We start from the raw sequence: 16220 nt of genomic DNA on the forward strand, positions 1-16220 counted from the left end.
TCTGCGATCGAGCAGCGCGTCGAAGAAAGAAATGTACTGGCCCGACAATGCGGCTGAGATCAGTCGCATTGTCGACGGGCTGTTGACCAACCTCAACTCGGGAGCTGACTCATGACTGTGAACCCCTTCGATGACGACAACGGTGAGTTCTTCGTACTGGTCAATGACGAGGGCCAGCACTCACTGTGGCCGACGTTCGCCGACGTTCCGGCCGGCTGGCAGGTCAAGTTCGGTCCGGCGGCGCGAGCCGAGAGCCTCGCCTATGTCGATGAGAACTGGACCGACATGCGGCCGCGAAGTCTGCAGGAAGCGATGGCGGCCGACAAGGCGTAACGCGGCGAGCAGCCGCGCTGCTCCGGACCGTGGTTGATCGGTTGTCGATGCGGTTGGTGCCGGACGAGTTGTGGGTGCTGGTGGAGCCGTTGGTTCCGGAGTTCCGGGCTCGTCGGTAGGGTGGCGGGACGGCGCCGTTGCCGGCTCGTTCGGTGTTCACCGCGATTGTGTACGTGTTGATCAGTGGGTGTTCGTGGCGGGATCTGCCGCCGTCGTTCGGGGTACCGTTTCAGACCGCGCACCGACGTTTCGGCCAGTGGACCAAGGCTGGGTTGTCGCGTCGACTTCACGGGTCGAAGGACGTGCTCGGTGGCATCGACCTTCAGGTGCAGGCGGGGTGAAGTGCTGGCGCTGCTCGGTCCGAACGGGGCGGGAAGACGTCGACGATCGAGATTCTCGAAGGCTTCCGTCTGCGTTCGGCTGGCGAGGTCGAGGTCCTGGGCGTCGACCCTGCACACGCGGACGAGCGGTGGCGGGCCAGGATCGGCATCGTCCTACAGTCCTGGTGCGACCACGGGACCTGGCAGGTGCGAGAACTGCTGAACCACCTGCGTGGTCTTGTCCCACAGGTCGGCCATGATCCGGCGGACGACCACTTTACGGTAGCGTCTTCAAGAAGGCCACCAGGCTACGGGCCTGAACGTTGACGTAATGGCTGTGCCTCAGCAGTTCGGCGAGCTGGCCCGCGGCGACCCAGGTGTAGTCGGCAGGCAGTAGCTTGGGGAGCGTCTCGTCCGCCTCGATTATCATGTACTGGCTCGCCGCGTTCCGGAACCGGCCACCTTCTTCCGAATGGAAGGCGGCGTAGCGAATCCGCTCAGGGCCGGCTGCCATGACGTAGTCCAACAGAAACGGTGCGTTGCCCGGAGCGTAGTTGGCGGGAACGCATTGCACGGTTGGGCCGAGCTCGATGGCGCCGAGGAAGCCTGCCTCCATCGTCGCGCGGACCAGAACGTGCAGGACGCCGCGGAACTCCTTGACGACGAAAGCCACGATCCCGTAACCGTGCTGCTCGATCAGCGGTTGGTGCCAGTTCGACACCTCGCGGGTACCCGCGCGAACCGACACCCCCACGACACTGAAGAACCTGCCGTCACCTCGCGAGATTTCCCAGTCGGTGCGGATCCACTCGGGGAGGTTGGTCAGGCGCACCCGTTGTGCGTCGAGTTCGCTGTCGACCTGCTGTTCGGTGAGCCACCTCAGCAACGCGTGCGTGCTTCGGTGCGCGCCGGGCAGGGCGGCGTCACGCGACCACGCGGGCACCGAACTCGCCGGCAGGCAGGACAGCACCGTCCGCGAGTCCATGTTGACGACGTAGTCGCGAGCCAGAAGTTCGTTGATCTGGCCGAGAGTCAGCCAGCAGAAGTCGCGTCCGACCTCGACGTGCTCAGCTACCTCGACAACCATGTTGCGATTGCGCTTGCGGTAGAACCACGAACCGTGCTCGGACTGAAGCACGTCGACGATCACCTTGCCGCGTCGCGGGCCGATGAAGTGGTGCAGGTAGGCCACCTCGTTGCCGCCGTGCGCCCTGCGGTAATTGCTCTTCGTGGCCTGCACCGTCGGCGACAGTTGCACGAGGTTGACGTTCCCCGGTTCCATTTTCGCCTGCATGAGGAAGTGCAGGACGCCGCCGAACCTCTTTGCGACGATGCCAAGGATGCCGATCTCCGGCTGGTTGATGATCGGCTGATGCCACTCCGGCACCGCTCCGTCCGTCGCCCGCACCCGCAACCCTTCGACCGTGAAGAACCGGCCGCTGCGGTGGGTCAGATTTCCACTGTCGTCGGCGAACGTCCAGTGGTCGAGTTCGTCGAACGGGACACGCGAGACCTCGAAATCGTAGGCCACACAACGTTCTGCCAGCCAGTCGTCGAACTCGACAGTGGACAGGTGGAATCCACGCGTCGTGGCCGCCGACACGGCGAGGTCCGCGACGATGTCGGCCTCCGATCCCCCCTGCTCCAGCGGGCTCGCCATCACCGCTCCCGACCGTCGGTGCGCTCCCGCACGCCGGCGTACAGCGCGCGCTTGCTCAGCGGGCTGGCGATGTGCCACGCGGGGGAGCCGACGCTGGCGAAGGCGTCGAGGTACTCCTGCTCGGTCGGCAGCACCACCTCGGTCTGCGGACCGGCGCCGACGAGTTGCATCGACACGAAGACGCCTTCCGAACAGGAGCCGGCCGAGGTCATCCGCTCCCGGTCGACCCACGAAGAGGCGAAAACGTCGCCGACTGCGGCAAGTTCGTCCGCACCCAATGTCGGCCGGAGGATAGTGATCACGCTGTGCGCCTCCCTGAGCACGGAGCCAGTCGATCCGGTGCCCAGAGTGTGCGCTCGGGCGTTTGGCAAAGTCGTCTTCCCGAATGCGTCGCGTGACCCGAGCCGCACATGGTCATCGTCGCGTCATCCGCTCGACGGCCGCGTCGAGCGGATTTCGCGGGTCGCCCAATCCGAACGGCAGATCGAAGTGGTCGTGGCCGGGAACCGCCACTTCGGTGACCGCGACCCCGGTGCGAACAACCTTGCCGCTGCGGCCGTGGACGCCGCCGGGCGCCAGAAGATCGCGGTCCCTGGCCAGGCGCGGATCGCGCAGTTCGTGCGCGAATACATGGAGCGTTTCCCCACCGGCGATGCTCTCGCGGCCGCCTCTGGGCTTGCGCCGGCACTTCAACAGTCCGGCAAGGTGCAGATCGCGCTCGCCTGACGACGCGTCAACGTCCTGCACGCAATACTCCGGACACGACGGCGCCCACCACACCAGGGCCACTGTCTCCTCGGGAGCGATCAGCCGCCCTTTCGGCAGGCTGGCTTCCAGTGCTCGACGCTGCGTCGTCGTGAGGCCGTCGAGCGTGCTCTCCTCGAGCATGCTTGTCTCCACAGCGCCAGGACACAGCGCGAACACGTCCACCGGCTCATGCACCAGCTCTGTCTTGCCCCATGAAGGGCGCCGTCCGTATCGCGTTCTACGGTCTTCGTGCCGACAGCGGCATTGTTCACCAGGACATCGACCGGCCCGGGTAGCGCCGCCAGCAGTCGTTGGTGACTACGCCAATCTCCCTGCGCGAATTCGAGTGCCACCGGCGTCGTCGCGGCGTGGTCGTCGCTCACTTCGGCGACGACCACGTTCGCGCGGTCCCGGCCCGATGGTATGTCATCCAAACCTGGTCGCATCCACGACGATCGACGAGTACAAAGTCCCACACGGCCCGTGGCGGATCTTCTTGCGGTTTGCCTGAGTTCCACGCCTCGGTGGACCGGATTGCTTCACCATTGCTCTCGTTGTTCACCGTGCTGTCGCGAATCGTCCCGGCGTGTCTAACCTTGAATCGTGGAAGAGACGACGGAGTATCACGCCTACCTGGCACTCGACGAACTACTGTCGATCCAGCGTACGCGGACGGGCGAGCACGACGAGCTGCTCTTTCTCGTGACGCACCAGGTCCACGAACTTTGGTTCAAACTGATCCTCCACGAACTCGCCAGGCTCCAGGACCACCTGGCCGACGGCGCCGACGGCGCCGCCCTGCGCACGCTGCAGCGCACCGCGGCGCTGGTTCGCACCGTGGTCGCCAACGCCGACGTGATGGCGACGTTGACGCCGCGCCAGTTCAACAGCTTCCGGCACGCACTCGGCGGCGGGAGCGGGGCGCAGTCCACACAGTTCAGGCGTATCGAAGCCGTGCTCGGCAGGCGAGATCCGCAGATGTTCGAGTACTACCAGGTCGGTGCTGGTGAGCGCGCCGAGCTCGAGCAGGTTCTACGTCGACCGACCGTCTTCGACTCGCTCGCCCGTTTCCTCGCCGACCGTGGGTATCCCATGCCGGACTCCCTGCTGGACCGCGACGTGTCCAAACCGCCTGCTCCGTCCGAGGACGTGCAGGTGGCCCTCCAGAAGGCCTACCTCGAAGACGGCGTGATAGCGCAGATCTGCGACGCGCTCATCGAGGTCGACCAGTGCTTCCAGCAGTGGCGCTACCAGCACGTGAAGTTCGTCGCGGCGATCATCGGCGACAAGACCGGCACCGGCGGATCGTCGGGAATCCCGTACCTGCGTTCGACCTTGTTCCACCAGATGTTCCCCGACCTGTGGGCGATGCGCAGCAAGCTGTGACCGGCCGGAGAACCGTTCGCAATGTAGGAGACGCGACCGGGAGCGACACCGGAAACGATGCCTGAATAGACGTGCACTTTCAATTCTTCCCAGGCCGAGGCCACCGAGGAGCCCATGGTGACGACGCTACAGCCCCCCACCCGAGACGAACTCGTCGATCGGGCGACGAAGCTCGTTCCGCTGCTCCGCGATCACGCCCAGTGGAACGACGAGAACCGGCGCCTGCACGAGGAGACGATCGAGGCCCTCGCCGGCGCGGGTGTCTTCAAGATGCGGATCCCGGCCCGCTACGGCGGTTACGAGTGCGACACCCGCACCGTGGTCGACGTCGCGGCCGAACTCGGCCGCGGTGACGGCGCCGTCGGCTGGATCGCTTCGGTGTGGTGGATCCCCGGGTGGATGGTGGGCATGTTCCCCGACGCCGTCCAGGACGAGGTCTACACCACCGAGAACGTCCGGGTCTGCGGGACGCTCAGCCCCACCGCCATGGCCGCGAAGGCGCCCGGCGGTTATGTCGTCAACGGACAGTGGGGGTTCATCAGCGGCGCGCTGCACAGCCACTGGCAGATCGCGATCGCGGTGACCCCGAACGCGAGCGGCGAGATGGAACCGATCGTCGCCCTGATCCCGATGGCAGACCTGGGAATCGTGGACGACTGGAACACCACCGGCCTGCGCGGCTCCGGCAGTGTCACCACGGTCGCCGAAGACGTCTTCGTCCCCGCGGAGCGCACGCTGCCGCTGATGGCGTTGCTGACCAACCAGTCCGCCTCGGTCCTCAACGCGGACATCGACATGTACCGCGCCCCGCTCGCCGCACTGGCCTCCGCGTGTTCGGTCGGCAACGTGGTCGGCATGGCCCGTGCGGCGTGGGACTGCTTCACCGACCGGATGCCGGGCCGCAAGATCACCTACACCGACTACACCGACCAGCGCGAAGCCACGATGACGCACCTGCAGGTGGCGGAGGCCAAGGTCGCGATCGACGAGGCCGCCTTCCACGCCTACCGGGTCGCCGACCTCGTCGACGCGAAGGTCGCCGACCACAGCGAGTGGTCCACCGAGGACCGGGCCCTGGCCCGGATCGCCATGGGCGCCACCTGCAAGCGCGCGCTGGAGGCGGTCGACACGCTCTACGTCGGCAGCGGCGGCTCGGCGATCTTCTCCAGCGTGCCCATCCAGCGCACCTGGCGCGACCTGCACGCGCTCACCCAGCACGCCCTGAACACGCCGCACATCCTCTACGAGATCTACGGCCGGGTGCTGTGCGGCCTCGCCCCGAACACGCAGTTCTTCTGATCAGCCAAGGAGCGATATGTACGACTACATCATCGTCGGTGCGGGATCGGCAGGCTGCGTCCTGGCGGCGCGGCTGACGGAGGACCCGGACATCCGGGTCTGCCTGGTCGAGGCGGGCCCGACGGACAGCCATCCGAACATCCAGGTGCCCGCCGCGTTCGCCAAGCTGTTCCGGACCCAGGTCGACTGGGACTACGACACGCACGACGAGGCCCAGCTGAACCGCAGGCGGGTGTTCCTGCCCCGTGGCCGGGTGCTCGGCGGGACCAGCTCGATGAACGCGATGGCCTACGCGCGGGGCAACCCGTACGACTACGACTCGTGGAACCAGCCGGGCTGGGCCTACGCGGACCTGCTGCCGTACTTCAAGCGGTCCGAGGACAACGAGCGTGGCGCGTCGGCCTACCACGGCGCGGGCGGGCCGCTGTCGGTGTCGGAGAACCGGTCCAAGAACCCCAGCACGGCGGCGTTCATCGCGGCGGCGACGGAGGCCGGGTTCGCGGCCAACGACGACTTCAACGGCCCGGAGCAGGACGGTTTCGGCTTCTACCAGGTCACCCAGCGCAACGGGCGTCGCTGCAGCACGGCGGCGGCGTTCCTGCACCCGGTGATCGACCGGCCCAACCTCACCGTCGAGACCAACCTCCAGGTGCACCGGGTGCTCATCGAGGACGGCCGGGCGACCGGCGTCGTCGGGTACCGGCTGGAGGACGAGATCGTCCTGCGGGCCGAACGCGAGGTGCTGCTCTCCGGCGGCGTGTACAACTCCCCGCAGCTGCTCATGCTTTCCGGTGTCGGCCCCGCCGACACGCTGCGGAAACTCGGCATTCCGGTGGTCGCCGACAACGAGGAGGTCGGCGCGAACCTGCAGGATCACGCGCTGGTGCCGCTCATCCTCACGCATTCCCAGCCGATCAGCCTGCTGGCCGCCGGCGAGCCCGCCAATGTCGAGCTGTACCAGCGCGAGGGCCGCGGGCCGCTCGCGTCCAACGGGCCCGAGGCGGGCGGCTTCGTGCGCACCGACAGCACCTTGCCCGCCCCCGACCTGCAGTTCTTCGCGGCGCCGGGCATGCTGGCCGACAGCGGCCTCGGGCCGCCGACCGCGCACGCGATCTCGTTCGGTCCCGCGGTCGCCACCCCGCAAAGCCGCGGCCGGGTGCACCTGGCGTCCGCCGATCCCACGGCCAAGCCCCGGATCGTGCACGGCTACTACTCCGACCCGGCGGACATGGAACGCACCCTGGTCGCGCTGCGCATGGCGATGGACATCAGCCGGCAGCCCGCGATGCGGCTCTACAACGAAGGCGTGTTCCGCTACCCGGACTCGGAGTCGGACGCGGACCTGGCGTCCTACGCCCGGAAGTACACCCAGTCGATCTTCCACCCGACGAGCACCTGTGCCATGGGCACGGTGGTCGACGCCGACCTGCGGGTCCGTGGCATCGACGGGCTGCGGGTGGTCGACGTGTCCGTCATGCCGGAGGTCGGCCGCGGGATCCCCAACGCGACGGCGATCGTCGTCGCGGAGAAGGCGGCCGACCTGATCCGCGGCATCCCCGCCCCGGAAGCGGCGGAGTTGCCGGAGGCGAGGGCGCTGGCCGCCGCCGACCGGGGTCGCTGACCGTACGCCAAGCTACTCCGGGCCTGGCCGAACGAGCAGCCGGGAACGAGGTGGTCACCGCGAAAGCCGTGGCCGGCGCGGACCGCGCCGGCCACGGCTTTCGCGCCAGGATCCCCGCGGCACGGAGCCTGCTCCAGGTGGGTGCGGCACCGGCACGCTGCTGCGACGGCTGGCCGGCGAGTTCGAGCACGTCGAGGGGTTCGGTAGGTGGCGTGGTCGTCGTGGTGCTGTCGCCGCACCGGGTGTCCACGGAGTACCCGGAGTACACCGAGGCGCTCGGCCGGGCGGGCCCGCATGCCGAGTTCGTGCCGAGCACGGCGGCAGCTGGTTCCGGTTTCGTCATCGGGTCCCGGCCGACTTGATCGACCGCGCCGGAACCGGACCCGCGGTCATTCTGGTCGGCGGTGGTGGAGCGGTGGACCGCAGTGAGAACGCGCCGCTTGCTGCGGAGCTGTCAACCACTTCACCGTTTACAGCTACGACCGCCGCGGTCGAGGCGAGAGCGGCGACACCGCGCCGTACGCGATCGAGCGCGAGTTCGAGGACATTGCCGCGCTGATCGAGGACGCGGGCGGGTCGGCGTGCCTGTACGGGGTCTCCTCCTGCGGCGCGCTCGCCCTGGAGGCCGCGGCCGCGGGACTGCCCGTCACCAAGGTCGGCGCGTTCGAGGTTCTCCACGACGTTTATCCCGGCGCGCAGGAGCGGCACAGCACCTACTGCAGGGAACTGGGCGCGCTGCTTGCCGAGGATCGCCGGGAAGCGGCGTTCGAGCTGTTCATGCGGCTGGTGGGCACGCCGGAGGAGATGATCGCTCAGGCGCCCAGCTCGCCGCGTGGCGGGGACTGATCGCCAACGCCCGATCCTGGCCTACGACGCCGCCTGCCTGCACGACGGTGGGCCGCCGAAGGACCGGCTCGCCACGATCAAGCAGCCGGTGCTGGTCCTGACCGGGAAGACGATCGACAGCGCGATGGCCGGGCTGGCGTCCGGGTTCTTCGACGACGCCGCCGACGCGCTCGTTGCGGCCGTGCGCGGGCCGAGCGCGATGTCATCCAGCAGGAGGGCCACGTCGCCGACCCCAAGGCGGTTGCGCCGATACTCCAGCGGTTCTTCGGCGTCTGACCCCCGGCGGTACGTCGGGGTGCCGCCATCAGCGGCGACCGCGCCACGACTCCCACGCCATAAACCTGTGAGCGGCGGGAAATGACCTCCCGATCCACAATCACTGTTTCGGCGACGATGCCGAGGAAGTGGCGTCGAGCCGCGCTATCCTGCGCTGGGCCTGACCCGTTTTGACGGACATCCAAGATCAGGGCTGACGCCCTTGGGAAGGATGTTCCATCATGGAGACCATGGGCAGGAAGAAGCCTCGGCCTCGTCGTTCGTTCACACCTGAGTTCAAGGCCGAGATCGTCGAGCTGTGCCAGCGGGGTCAGGTCGCGAAGGACTTCGACCTGACCGAGACCGGCGTGCGCGAGTGGGTCAAGCAGGCCGAACGTGACGCCGGGACCCGCACCGACGGCGGGTTGACCAGCGACGAGCGGGAAGAGCTGGCCCGGCTGCGGCGGGAGAACCGCCGCCTGTCCGAGGACGTGGAGATCCTCAAACGAGCGACGGCTTTCTTCGCGAAGGAGACCCGGTGAACGTGTACCCGTTCATCGAGGCGGAGAACGCCGGCAGAGGCAACGTCAAACGTGCCTGCGAACTGCTCAAGGTCTCCCGGGCCGCCTACTGCACCCACCACGCCGCCAACCCCTCCCAGCACGAACGCGACGACGCGGAGCTGACCGCCGAGATCGTCGCGATCCACAACGCGTCGAACGGCACCTACGGAACACCCCGGGTTCACGCCGAACTCCGCGCCCGCGGCCGGCGGCATTCCCGCAAGCGGGTCGCCCGGCTCCTGCACACCGCGGGCCTGGCCGGACGGACCCCGAAACGGTGGCGGACCACAACCACTCCCGCCCCGGCAGCAACCATGCCCACCGACCTCATCAAGCGGGATTTCTCCTGCACCGCAACGAACATCAACACCCGCTGGTGCGGGGACATCACTTACATCCGCACCTGGGAAGGCTGGCTTTATCTGGCCACCGTCATCGACCTTGACTCCCTCCGCGTCGTCGGCTGGGCCACCGCGGATCACCTGCGCACCGACCTGGTCGCCGACGCCCTGCGCAACGCTGTCGCTCGGCGCGGTCCCGAGCTCGGAGTGATCTTCCACTCCGACCGCGGCTGCCAATACACCTCCGCCCAGTTCAACACGCTCGCTGACGAGCAAGGCGTGCGGTTATCGTTGGGACGCAAGGGACAATGCTGGGACAACGCAGTCGCCGAGTCCTTCTTCGCCACCATCAAAGCCGAACTGCTCGACCGGCAAGCCTGGCCCGCTCGCACCACCGCGCGCAAAGCGATCTTCGAGTACATCGAAGGCTGGTACAACACCCGCCGCCTGCACTCCAGCCTCGGCTACCTCAGCCCCGCCAGCTACGAAACAACCACACTTCACGTAGCCGGACCTCACCTCAACGACCCTGTCCGTCAAAACGGGGCAACCCCAGCGCAGCCGCGATGTGCCATCCCGCGAACTTGGATGACCCGGCATAGCGGATCATTCCCTGCGTCACCAGGGTTCCATCGCCTGCCTGATCTCGTCCCACGTGACGGTCGGATCCGGGTTGCGCATGTGGAACACGTCGATCCAATCGGTCCGCAGCCGGCGCAACGAATCTTCGCACGAAGCGATGATGTGGCGTGCGGACAGGCCGCTGTCATTCACGCGGTCGTAGACCCGCCAACCTTAGTTGAGCGAGCCGAGGCAGAGGCAATTCACCCGCAGTGCGGTCCGCCGAGTTGAACGTGTTCCACTTCGTGCTCCTTAAGCCATAGCGTTCCTCGCCTCTCCCGTCGAACGTGTAGGAGATGGCCCCGATAAGCTCACAGGTACGGATACGGGCCAGTTTGTCCGCCAGGTCCGCGTCCACCTCGAGCGCAGTACAGCGGTGGTCAGCGGAAGACCCGCCGACCTCGGTCGGTCTGCCGGCATCGCGAGCGTCTCCGCTCCGCGCACCTTGTCCCGCCAGAAATCGTGGGACGGCATGATCGCACCGACCATCCGTCGGCTCGGTCGTCCGAGGAGACATCGCGCAGGTCTCGCGCCTTCAGGCACCACCTGAGACGGCGCATGCGCTGGTCGGGTCGCGGACGATCAGCGGACGTGCCAGCCGTGCACGACGTGATGGCGGGCCCGAAGTGGCGATCCACTGACATCCTCGATCGTCGTCATGGCAGGTCCTCCACGTCAGTACACCTCGAGCCGCGCTGGGGTCGAGGGGACCGGCCGCAGGCAGGCGGCGTTGTGCTCATCCAGGAGACGCTGTGCCTCCTCGGTCGCCTGCTCGAACCTCGGACCGGGGTCCGCGCCTGACAACAAAACGTCCTTCATTGCCCTGGTCATGGCGTGCTGGACGCCCGCGAAGTCACCCAACAACGCACCGGACGTCGCGGCGCACTGCGCCGACGTGCGGAGCTGGTCACTGGCCACTCGATGATGTGGATTGGCTGCGAACCAGCCCTCGCTCTCCAGCGTGTCGTAAGCCTCGTTGGTGATCGGGAGGAATCCGTGCGCCCGGTGCCATCGAATGATGCTCGACGGCTTGATCAGGTGCTGGATGAACGCGAGCGCGCCGTCCCGCTTGGCTTCGTCGAGACCGTCCCGCAGGAACAGGGAGTACCCCGACACCAGGCTCCCCACGTAGGGCACCGACGAGTTGAACGGCATCGGGCTCGCGGTCACCTCGAAGCCGTTCTCCTCGCCGGAACGGACGAACTCCTCGGCCTGCTTCGACGAGCTCAGCGCGAACACCGCATCCTGCCGGGCGAATGTCTCGAACGCGCTCCAAAAGGCACCCTCTGAGTAGACGTAGTGACCGGCCGCATGCAAGTCTCGCACCCACTCGACCCACGAGATCATTTCCTTGGAGGCCAGGTCGACCACGGTAGCTCTGGCTTCCCTGCCGTTGCCGTTGTTTGCGATGAGACCGCCCTGCTGCGCCAGTGCCTGCTGGAAGATCCAGCCGTTGTTGGGCCAGGCCGCCCCGTAGGCTGGAGCTTCGTCGAGCCGCGCGACCGCCTCGCACGCCGTAACGAGCTCATCCCAGGTCTTGGGGGGAGTGTCGATCCCGGCCTTGCGCAGGATCGTCATGTTCGAGTACAGCAGGGGAGTGGTGGCCGTCATGGGCACGGAGAACTGGTCGCCCTGATACGTGTAGAAGTTCCGTGAGAGCGGTTCGATGTCGTCGATCAGCACACGCTCGCCCAGTACTTCCTTGCGGCCGCCGAGAGCCCTCTCGATGGACGTAAACACCGGCTTACCGTCTGGCGTGTAGGTATCGTAGGCGAGTTGGGTCGCGGTGGCGTAGTACTCGGCGATGTCCGGTGCCTCCCCGCGCTCGGCGGCGCGCGCGACTTCTTCCGCCATCGTCCAGGGATCGTGACCCTCGACGCGCACCGCGTACTCTGGGTGGGCCCGCTCGAACTCGCGGGCCATTTCCAGAATCGGTTGGAGGTATTCTTCACCGTCGTAGGTTCCGGACGGGCGAGCTTCACCACCGGGCGGAGTGAATTGATGTTCGATGATCCACGCGGTAATTTCGGTCACGCCTGCCCCGGTCATATCCTTCTCCGTTCTCGCCTACGTGAACTGCCAGTCCAGACGCCGCCTGCGCGAGGATGCGTCGCTATTGTTTCGGCGGCCGGACGGATCCGGCGTCTTCTCAAGTGCGACGTGACTTGCCTTGGGTCGAGGCATACGGCAATACAGAAGACGCCCCCCGGCTGTGTCTTCGCGCCGCTGTGTGCGGATCGCGAAGGCGGACCTGGTCCCTACCGACACGAACCTGCTCGAGGCCTACCACAGCTTCGGCGACCTGGAGGCCGCCTGCCGCGAGTTCTGCGAGCAGGTCAACGAGCGGCCGCACCGCGAGACGAACCGCCGCCCCGTCGAAGCACTCGCGGAAGAACAAACACGGCTGCCAAACCCTGTGATTCGACTTTGCGATCGATGCTTGGTTGCTCGGACTCAGAGCAGGCCATTGCGCCAGATGCTAACGACCCAATCGACGTCAGCAATGGCCGCTGCGCACGCGAGCCTCGACGCCACTCTTACGCGAATCGAAGCCGATCGTGGCGTTCAGGTCGGAGTCCGGGTGATCAATCCCGCGACTGGTGACGAGTACTCGCACAACGCCGACGAGCGTTTTGCGCTGTGCTCGACGTTCAAGACCTAGGCGGCCGCACGAGCTCTCGAGATGGCCGCGGATCACGAGCTGTCGTTGGAAGATCCGATCGAGATCCGCCCTGAGGACATCGTGGAGAATTCGGTTGCACTCGACCCGAAGGTGGAAACGGTCATGCCGCTGCGTGAGGTTGCTGTACGGAATCGTCAACGATGCCGGGCGCTCGTCGTCGTGATTCTGTCGAAGGGCCAGTCCGCGAATCCTGATGCGAAGAATGACAACGAGGCCATCGCTGAAACCACCGAGGCGATTGTGGACGCGATGGGGTGATTCCTGAGTGGACACGCGGCAGCTCCGGATCGAAGCTGCCGCGTGACGACCTCCTAGAGGGTCTCTATCCAGAACCGGCCGACAGCAACGAACGCCGCGAGCAACCCGAGCACGAGCGGCGAAACGAACTGTTCCTTGCGCCGGATGTGCACGACTATCGCGCCGATCATCGTCAGGAGCAGGCCTGTTGCGGCGGTAGGGACGAGCCAGGTAGTCCCCGAGATGAACGCGGGCGCAATGAGGCCGATCGCGCCAAGGATTTCGAGCGTGCCGATGGTCTTGATCTGGGCGTCGGAGAAGTCCTCGACGTATGTCATGCCCTTCTCGTACAGCTTCTTCTTCGGTGTGACGAGCTTGCTGGCTCCCGCCCCCAGGAAGGTCAACGCGAGCAGTCCGGCCACGATCCACAGTGCGATGTTCATTGCGATTCCTCTCGAACTTGATGCTTCAAGAAAGTAGCTGACCGCCGGTTCAGCTCGTCATCGCCGCACCGACATCGAACTCCGTGCCGAACGGGTCCGTGATGTTCGCGACCCGCCCGTAGATCGTGTCGTAGGGCTCGGCCGAGGTCCCACCCGCGTCGACCGCTCGCCGCGCCGCCGCATCGGCGTCGTCCACCTGGAACAAGGTCCCCCAACGGGACTTCGTGGCCTTTGGGTCACCGGCGATGCCACCGATCTCGTGGCCATCCGGTCTGCGCAGGAACGTGAAGTCGAGCTCAGGCATGTCCGGGTTGGCATCCAACGTGTAGCCGAAGACCGTGACGTAGAAGTCGCGCGCGGGCCCGGACTCCGCGGTGACCAGGTCGTTGCGGAGCAGGGTGTTCGGCTCGTTGACGATCTCGCAGCCGACGTGGGCACCGGCCTGCCACAGTCCACACTGCGCACCGGTGGTGTCCTTGATGATCGCCGTCCGGCCCTGGTCCAGCACGTCCATCGGGCCGGTGATGATCGAGCCGCCCGAGTCCCGCGCTCGGGCGGCCGCGGCGTCACAGTCATCCGTCGCGAAGTAGACGTTCCACCAGAAGTCCGTGGCGTCGGGATCGGGGTTCGGCCTGATGGCCGCAACGGGTCTGCCCCGTAGCAAGCACTGGGTGTAGTGGCCGAACTCCGCCGGTCCCACATCGAACTCCCAACCGAACAACGCGCCGTAGAAGGTCATCGCGCGGTCGAGATCCGGGATGCCCAGGTCGATCCAGGTCGGTGTGCCAGCCGGCTGCGTGGTGGTCACCTCGCTCATCGGCTCTCCTTGTCGTGTCCGGGCCTGGTACCGGTGATTGCGTTGGCCGAGTGGGCCGGGTTGTCGGAGTTGATTTCGACCAGTGCTCGCGGTAGCGGCATCTACTTCTTGTTGCGGTAGAGGACCATGGTGAGGGGGCCGAAGACCGCGACGAGAAGTATGGACGAGACGAGCACCCAGCCGATTTCCCCGGCGGGGACCGAGCCGTGCATCAGGCCGCGTACCACGGTCGCCAGGTGGGTGATCGGGTTGACGTCGATGACCGCCTGCATCCACCCGGGCATCGTCTTCGGGTCCACGAAGATGTTGCTCACGAACGTCAGCGGGAACATCACCATCATGCTGACCCCCGCGACCGAGTTCGGCGTGCTCAGGATCAGGCTGAGCATCGTCCACAGCCACGACAGGCAGAACGAGAACACCAGCAGTAGCGCGACCGAGAGCACCACGCCGGCGGCGCCACCCTCCGGCCGGAACCCTAGGACCAGGCCGAGCGTGATGACGACCACCGACCCGATCGAGTAGCGCACCAGATCGCCGAGCAGGGCGCCGACCAGCGGGGATGGTCGCCACACCGGAAGTGACCTGAACCTGTCGAACACCCCCTTCTGGATGTCGGTGTTCAGCGTGATGCCGGTGTTCATGGTGATCATGACGTTCGCCTGCACCAGGATGCCCGGCACCAGGAACTGCAGGTAATCCTGTGTCGACCCGGCGAGCGCGCCACCGAACAGGTAGGTGAACATCAGCGTGAACATGATCGGGAACATGGTCACGTCGACGAGCTGCTCCGGGAGGTGTTTGATCTTCAGCAGAGCGCGCCAGCCGAATGTCAATGAGGTGCGCACCGGGCCGGGGCGAGACGGCCGCTCACCGGCCAACAGCACACTGCGCAGCGCGTCCTCGGTGACTGGCGCCGACGCCTGCTCGGCGGACGTGGTGGTCATGCGGCATCCTCCTTGGGTGTCTGTTCGGCGGCGTGTCCGGTCAGGGTGAGGAACACCTCGTCCAGGCTCGGCTGACCGAGCGCGAACTCGGTGACGTCGATGCCGCTGCGGGATAGTTCGGCGAGGGAACGGGCGACCCGCTCGGGGTCGGAGATCCTTGCGGACAGCGCGGCCGGGTCGGCGGAGGGCTCGGCCGGCACCTCGAGGACGCCAGCGAGGACCCGTTCGGCCTCGGCCCGCTGCTCGGGACTACGGAGGCGTACGTGCAGCGAGCCGGCGCCGACCGATGCCTTGAGCTCGCCGCTTGAGCCCTCGGCGATCACCTTTCCGTGGTCGATCACCGCGATGCGGTCGGCCAGCTGGTCGGCCTCGTCGAGGTACTGCGTGGTCAGCAACACGGTGGTGCCCTCGGCGACCATGCCCCTGACGATCTCCCAGACCTGGTTCCTGCTGCGCGGGTCGAGCCCGGTCGTGGGCTCGTCGAGGAAGATCAGTTCGGGGGTGATGACCAGGCTCGCCGCGATGTCGATGCGCCGGCGCATCCCGCCGGAGTACTTCTTCACCTGCTGGTCGGCCGCCTCGGCAAGGCCGAACGCGTCGAGCAGGTCGGCCGCCCGCTCCCTGCCTCGGTGGCGTGAGAAGCCGAGCAGCCTGGCGAGCAGCAACAGGTTCTCCGCCCCGGTGAGGTCCTCGTCGACCGACGCGAACTGCCCGGTGAGGCTCACCCTGCTTTGCACCGCCTGGGCGTCACGCACGACGTCGTAGCCGAGCACTTGCGCCTCTCCGGCGTCGGGCTGCAGGAGCGTGGCCAGCATGCGGATCGTGGTGGTTTTGCCCGCCCCGTTCGGACCGAGCAGGCCGTACACGCCCCCGGCGCTCACGGCCAGGTCGACACCGGCGACCGCGTGGGTCTTGCCGAAGCTCTTCTGCAACCCTCTCGTCTCGATCGCGAGCTTTCCCATGGGTTCGAGTCCTTCTCTCGGTGTTGCGAACGGATTAGTTGAGCCTAGTCAAGTTTGATTACTTGGTCAGAGTGCCACGCGGAGGAGCGTCTAGTCAAGTTTGATTAGAAGTGCATCTTGAGGGGATCGGGGACCGTTC

Annotated in this window: 16 protein-coding genes and 6 pseudogenes; 12 read left to right on the forward strand and 10 right to left on the reverse strand. The window is 66.6% G+C overall.

Going from position 1 to position 16220, the window contains the following annotated elements; all coding sequences use genetic code 11:
- The first annotated feature begins 111 nt into the window (after window positions 1–111).
- From AB0C38_RS23955 to AB0C38_RS23965, 3 genes and pseudogenes are all read left to right on the forward strand, one after another.
- Window positions 112–333: an MbtH family protein gene (locus tag AB0C38_RS23955; protein ID WP_360677048.1), complete on the forward strand. Its 222-nt coding sequence runs from the start codon at window positions 112–114 to the stop codon at window positions 331–333.
- A gap of 29 nt (window positions 334–362) precedes the next feature.
- A pseudogene (locus AB0C38_RS23960) lies at window positions 363–671 on the forward strand (transposase); the annotation flags it as partial.
- Window positions 667–788, forward strand: a pseudogene (locus AB0C38_RS23965) (ATP-binding cassette domain-containing protein); the annotation flags it as partial. The pseudogenes AB0C38_RS23960 and AB0C38_RS23965, both read left to right, overlap by 5 nt.
- 142 nt (window positions 789–930) lie before the next feature.
- Here the strand turns inward: AB0C38_RS23965 and AB0C38_RS23970 are convergent.
- The 3 genes from AB0C38_RS23970 to AB0C38_RS23980 form a co-directional block, all read right to left on the reverse strand.
- Window positions 931–2313 carry an NDP-hexose 2,3-dehydratase family protein gene (locus AB0C38_RS23970; protein WP_360677050.1) on the reverse strand — a complete coding sequence of 461 codons (1383 nt, stop codon included), beginning with the start codon at window positions 2311–2313 and terminating at the stop codon, window positions 931–933.
- On the reverse strand, window positions 2313–2615 hold the full coding sequence (locus tag AB0C38_RS23975) for a hypothetical protein (RefSeq protein ID WP_360677052.1): 303 nt from the start codon (window positions 2613–2615) through the stop codon (window positions 2313–2315). The genes AB0C38_RS23970 and AB0C38_RS23975 overlap by 1 nt, the downstream gene beginning before the upstream one ends.
- 112 nt (window positions 2616–2727) lie before the next feature.
- A complete protein-coding gene (locus AB0C38_RS23980) occupies window positions 2728–3201 on the reverse strand; it encodes a hypothetical protein (protein WP_360677054.1) in 474 nt (157 codons plus the stop codon).
- A 462-nt stretch (window positions 3202–3663) separates the two neighbouring features.
- Here AB0C38_RS23980 and AB0C38_RS23985 point away from each other — a divergent pair, with 462 nt between their 5' ends.
- The 5 genes and pseudogenes from AB0C38_RS23985 to AB0C38_RS24005 all read left to right on the forward strand — a co-directional run.
- Window positions 3664–4446 (forward strand): tryptophan 2,3-dioxygenase family protein, encoded by a 783-nt coding sequence (locus tag AB0C38_RS23985; RefSeq protein ID WP_360677056.1) that lies wholly within the window; start codon window positions 3664–3666, stop codon window positions 4444–4446.
- A 114-nt stretch (window positions 4447–4560) separates the two neighbouring features.
- The gene (locus AB0C38_RS23990) at window positions 4561–5745 is read left to right on the forward strand and encodes an acyl-CoA dehydrogenase family protein (RefSeq protein WP_360677058.1); all 1185 of its coding nucleotides are present in this window, start codon (window positions 4561–4563) and stop codon (window positions 5743–5745) included.
- Between the two features lie 16 nt (window positions 5746–5761).
- Window positions 5762–7366, forward strand: a complete 1605-nt coding sequence (locus AB0C38_RS23995) for a GMC family oxidoreductase N-terminal domain-containing protein (protein WP_360677060.1) — start codon at window positions 5762–5764, stop codon at window positions 7364–7366.
- Between the two features lie 212 nt (window positions 7367–7578).
- The gene (locus tag AB0C38_RS24000; RefSeq protein ID WP_360677062.1) at window positions 7579–7728 is read left to right on the forward strand and encodes a hypothetical protein; all 150 of its coding nucleotides are present in this window, start codon (window positions 7579–7581) and stop codon (window positions 7726–7728) included.
- 157 nt (window positions 7729–7885) lie between these two features.
- Window positions 7886–8212, forward strand: a pseudogene (locus AB0C38_RS24005) (alpha/beta hydrolase); the annotation flags it as partial.
- 21 nt (window positions 8213–8233) lie between these two features.
- Here AB0C38_RS24005 and AB0C38_RS24010 read toward each other — a convergent pair.
- Window positions 8234–8434, reverse strand: coding sequence for a hypothetical protein (locus tag AB0C38_RS24010; protein WP_360677064.1), 201 nt, complete (start codon window positions 8432–8434; stop codon window positions 8234–8236).
- 284 nt (window positions 8435–8718) lie between these two features.
- On the opposite strand from AB0C38_RS24010, the pseudogene AB0C38_RS24015 reads away from it, so the two are divergent.
- Window positions 8719–8988, forward strand: a pseudogene (locus tag AB0C38_RS24015) (transposase); the annotation flags it as partial.
- 23 nt (window positions 8989–9011) lie between these two features.
- Window positions 9012–9860: pseudogene (locus tag AB0C38_RS24020) on the forward strand (IS3 family transposase); the annotation flags it as partial.
- Window positions 9861–9989: 129 nt separating this feature from the next.
- Here AB0C38_RS24020 and AB0C38_RS24025 read toward each other — a convergent pair.
- A complete protein-coding gene (locus AB0C38_RS24025; RefSeq protein ID WP_360677200.1) occupies window positions 9990–10145 on the reverse strand; it encodes an aldo/keto reductase in 156 nt (51 codons plus the stop codon).
- Window positions 10146–10667: 522 nt separating this feature from the next.
- On the reverse strand, window positions 10668–12041 hold the full coding sequence (locus tag AB0C38_RS24030; RefSeq protein ID WP_360677066.1) for an extracellular solute-binding protein: 1374 nt from the start codon (window positions 12039–12041) through the stop codon (window positions 10668–10670).
- 181 nt (window positions 12042–12222) lie between these two features.
- Here AB0C38_RS24030 and AB0C38_RS24035 point away from each other — a divergent pair.
- Both AB0C38_RS24035 and AB0C38_RS24040 read left to right on the forward strand, forming a co-directional pair.
- Window positions 12223–12399, forward strand: a pseudogene (locus tag AB0C38_RS24035) (IS21 family transposase); the annotation flags it as partial.
- Between the two features lie 276 nt (window positions 12400–12675).
- Window positions 12676–12933 carry a hypothetical protein gene (locus tag AB0C38_RS24040; protein ID WP_360677068.1) on the forward strand — a complete coding sequence of 86 codons (258 nt, stop codon included), beginning with the start codon at window positions 12676–12678 and terminating at the stop codon, window positions 12931–12933.
- Window positions 12934–12986: 53 nt separating this feature from the next.
- Here AB0C38_RS24040 and AB0C38_RS24045 read toward each other — a convergent pair whose 3' ends face one another.
- The 4 genes from AB0C38_RS24045 to AB0C38_RS24060 form a co-directional block, all read right to left on the reverse strand.
- Entirely contained in the window at window positions 12987–13355 is a 369-nt protein-coding gene (locus AB0C38_RS24045; protein ID WP_360677070.1) for a DoxX family protein, read from the reverse strand.
- 49 nt (window positions 13356–13404) lie between these two features.
- Entirely contained in the window at window positions 13405–14172 is a 768-nt protein-coding gene (locus AB0C38_RS24050; protein ID WP_360677072.1) for a VOC family protein, read from the reverse strand.
- Window positions 14173–14273: 101 nt separating this feature from the next.
- The gene (locus AB0C38_RS24055) at window positions 14274–15119 is read right to left on the reverse strand and encodes an ABC transporter permease (RefSeq protein ID WP_360677074.1); all 846 of its coding nucleotides are present in this window, start codon (window positions 15117–15119) and stop codon (window positions 14274–14276) included.
- The gene (locus tag AB0C38_RS24060) at window positions 15116–16081 is read right to left on the reverse strand and encodes an ATP-binding cassette domain-containing protein (RefSeq protein ID WP_360677076.1); all 966 of its coding nucleotides are present in this window, start codon (window positions 16079–16081) and stop codon (window positions 15116–15118) included. The genes AB0C38_RS24055 and AB0C38_RS24060 overlap by 4 nt, the downstream gene beginning before the upstream one ends.
- Window positions 16082–16220 lie beyond the last annotated feature (139 nt).

Source organism: Amycolatopsis sp. NPDC048633 (assembly GCF_040650695.1).
In the GTDB taxonomy this organism is placed as follows: Bacteria; Actinomycetota; Actinomycetes; order Mycobacteriales; family Pseudonocardiaceae; genus Amycolatopsis.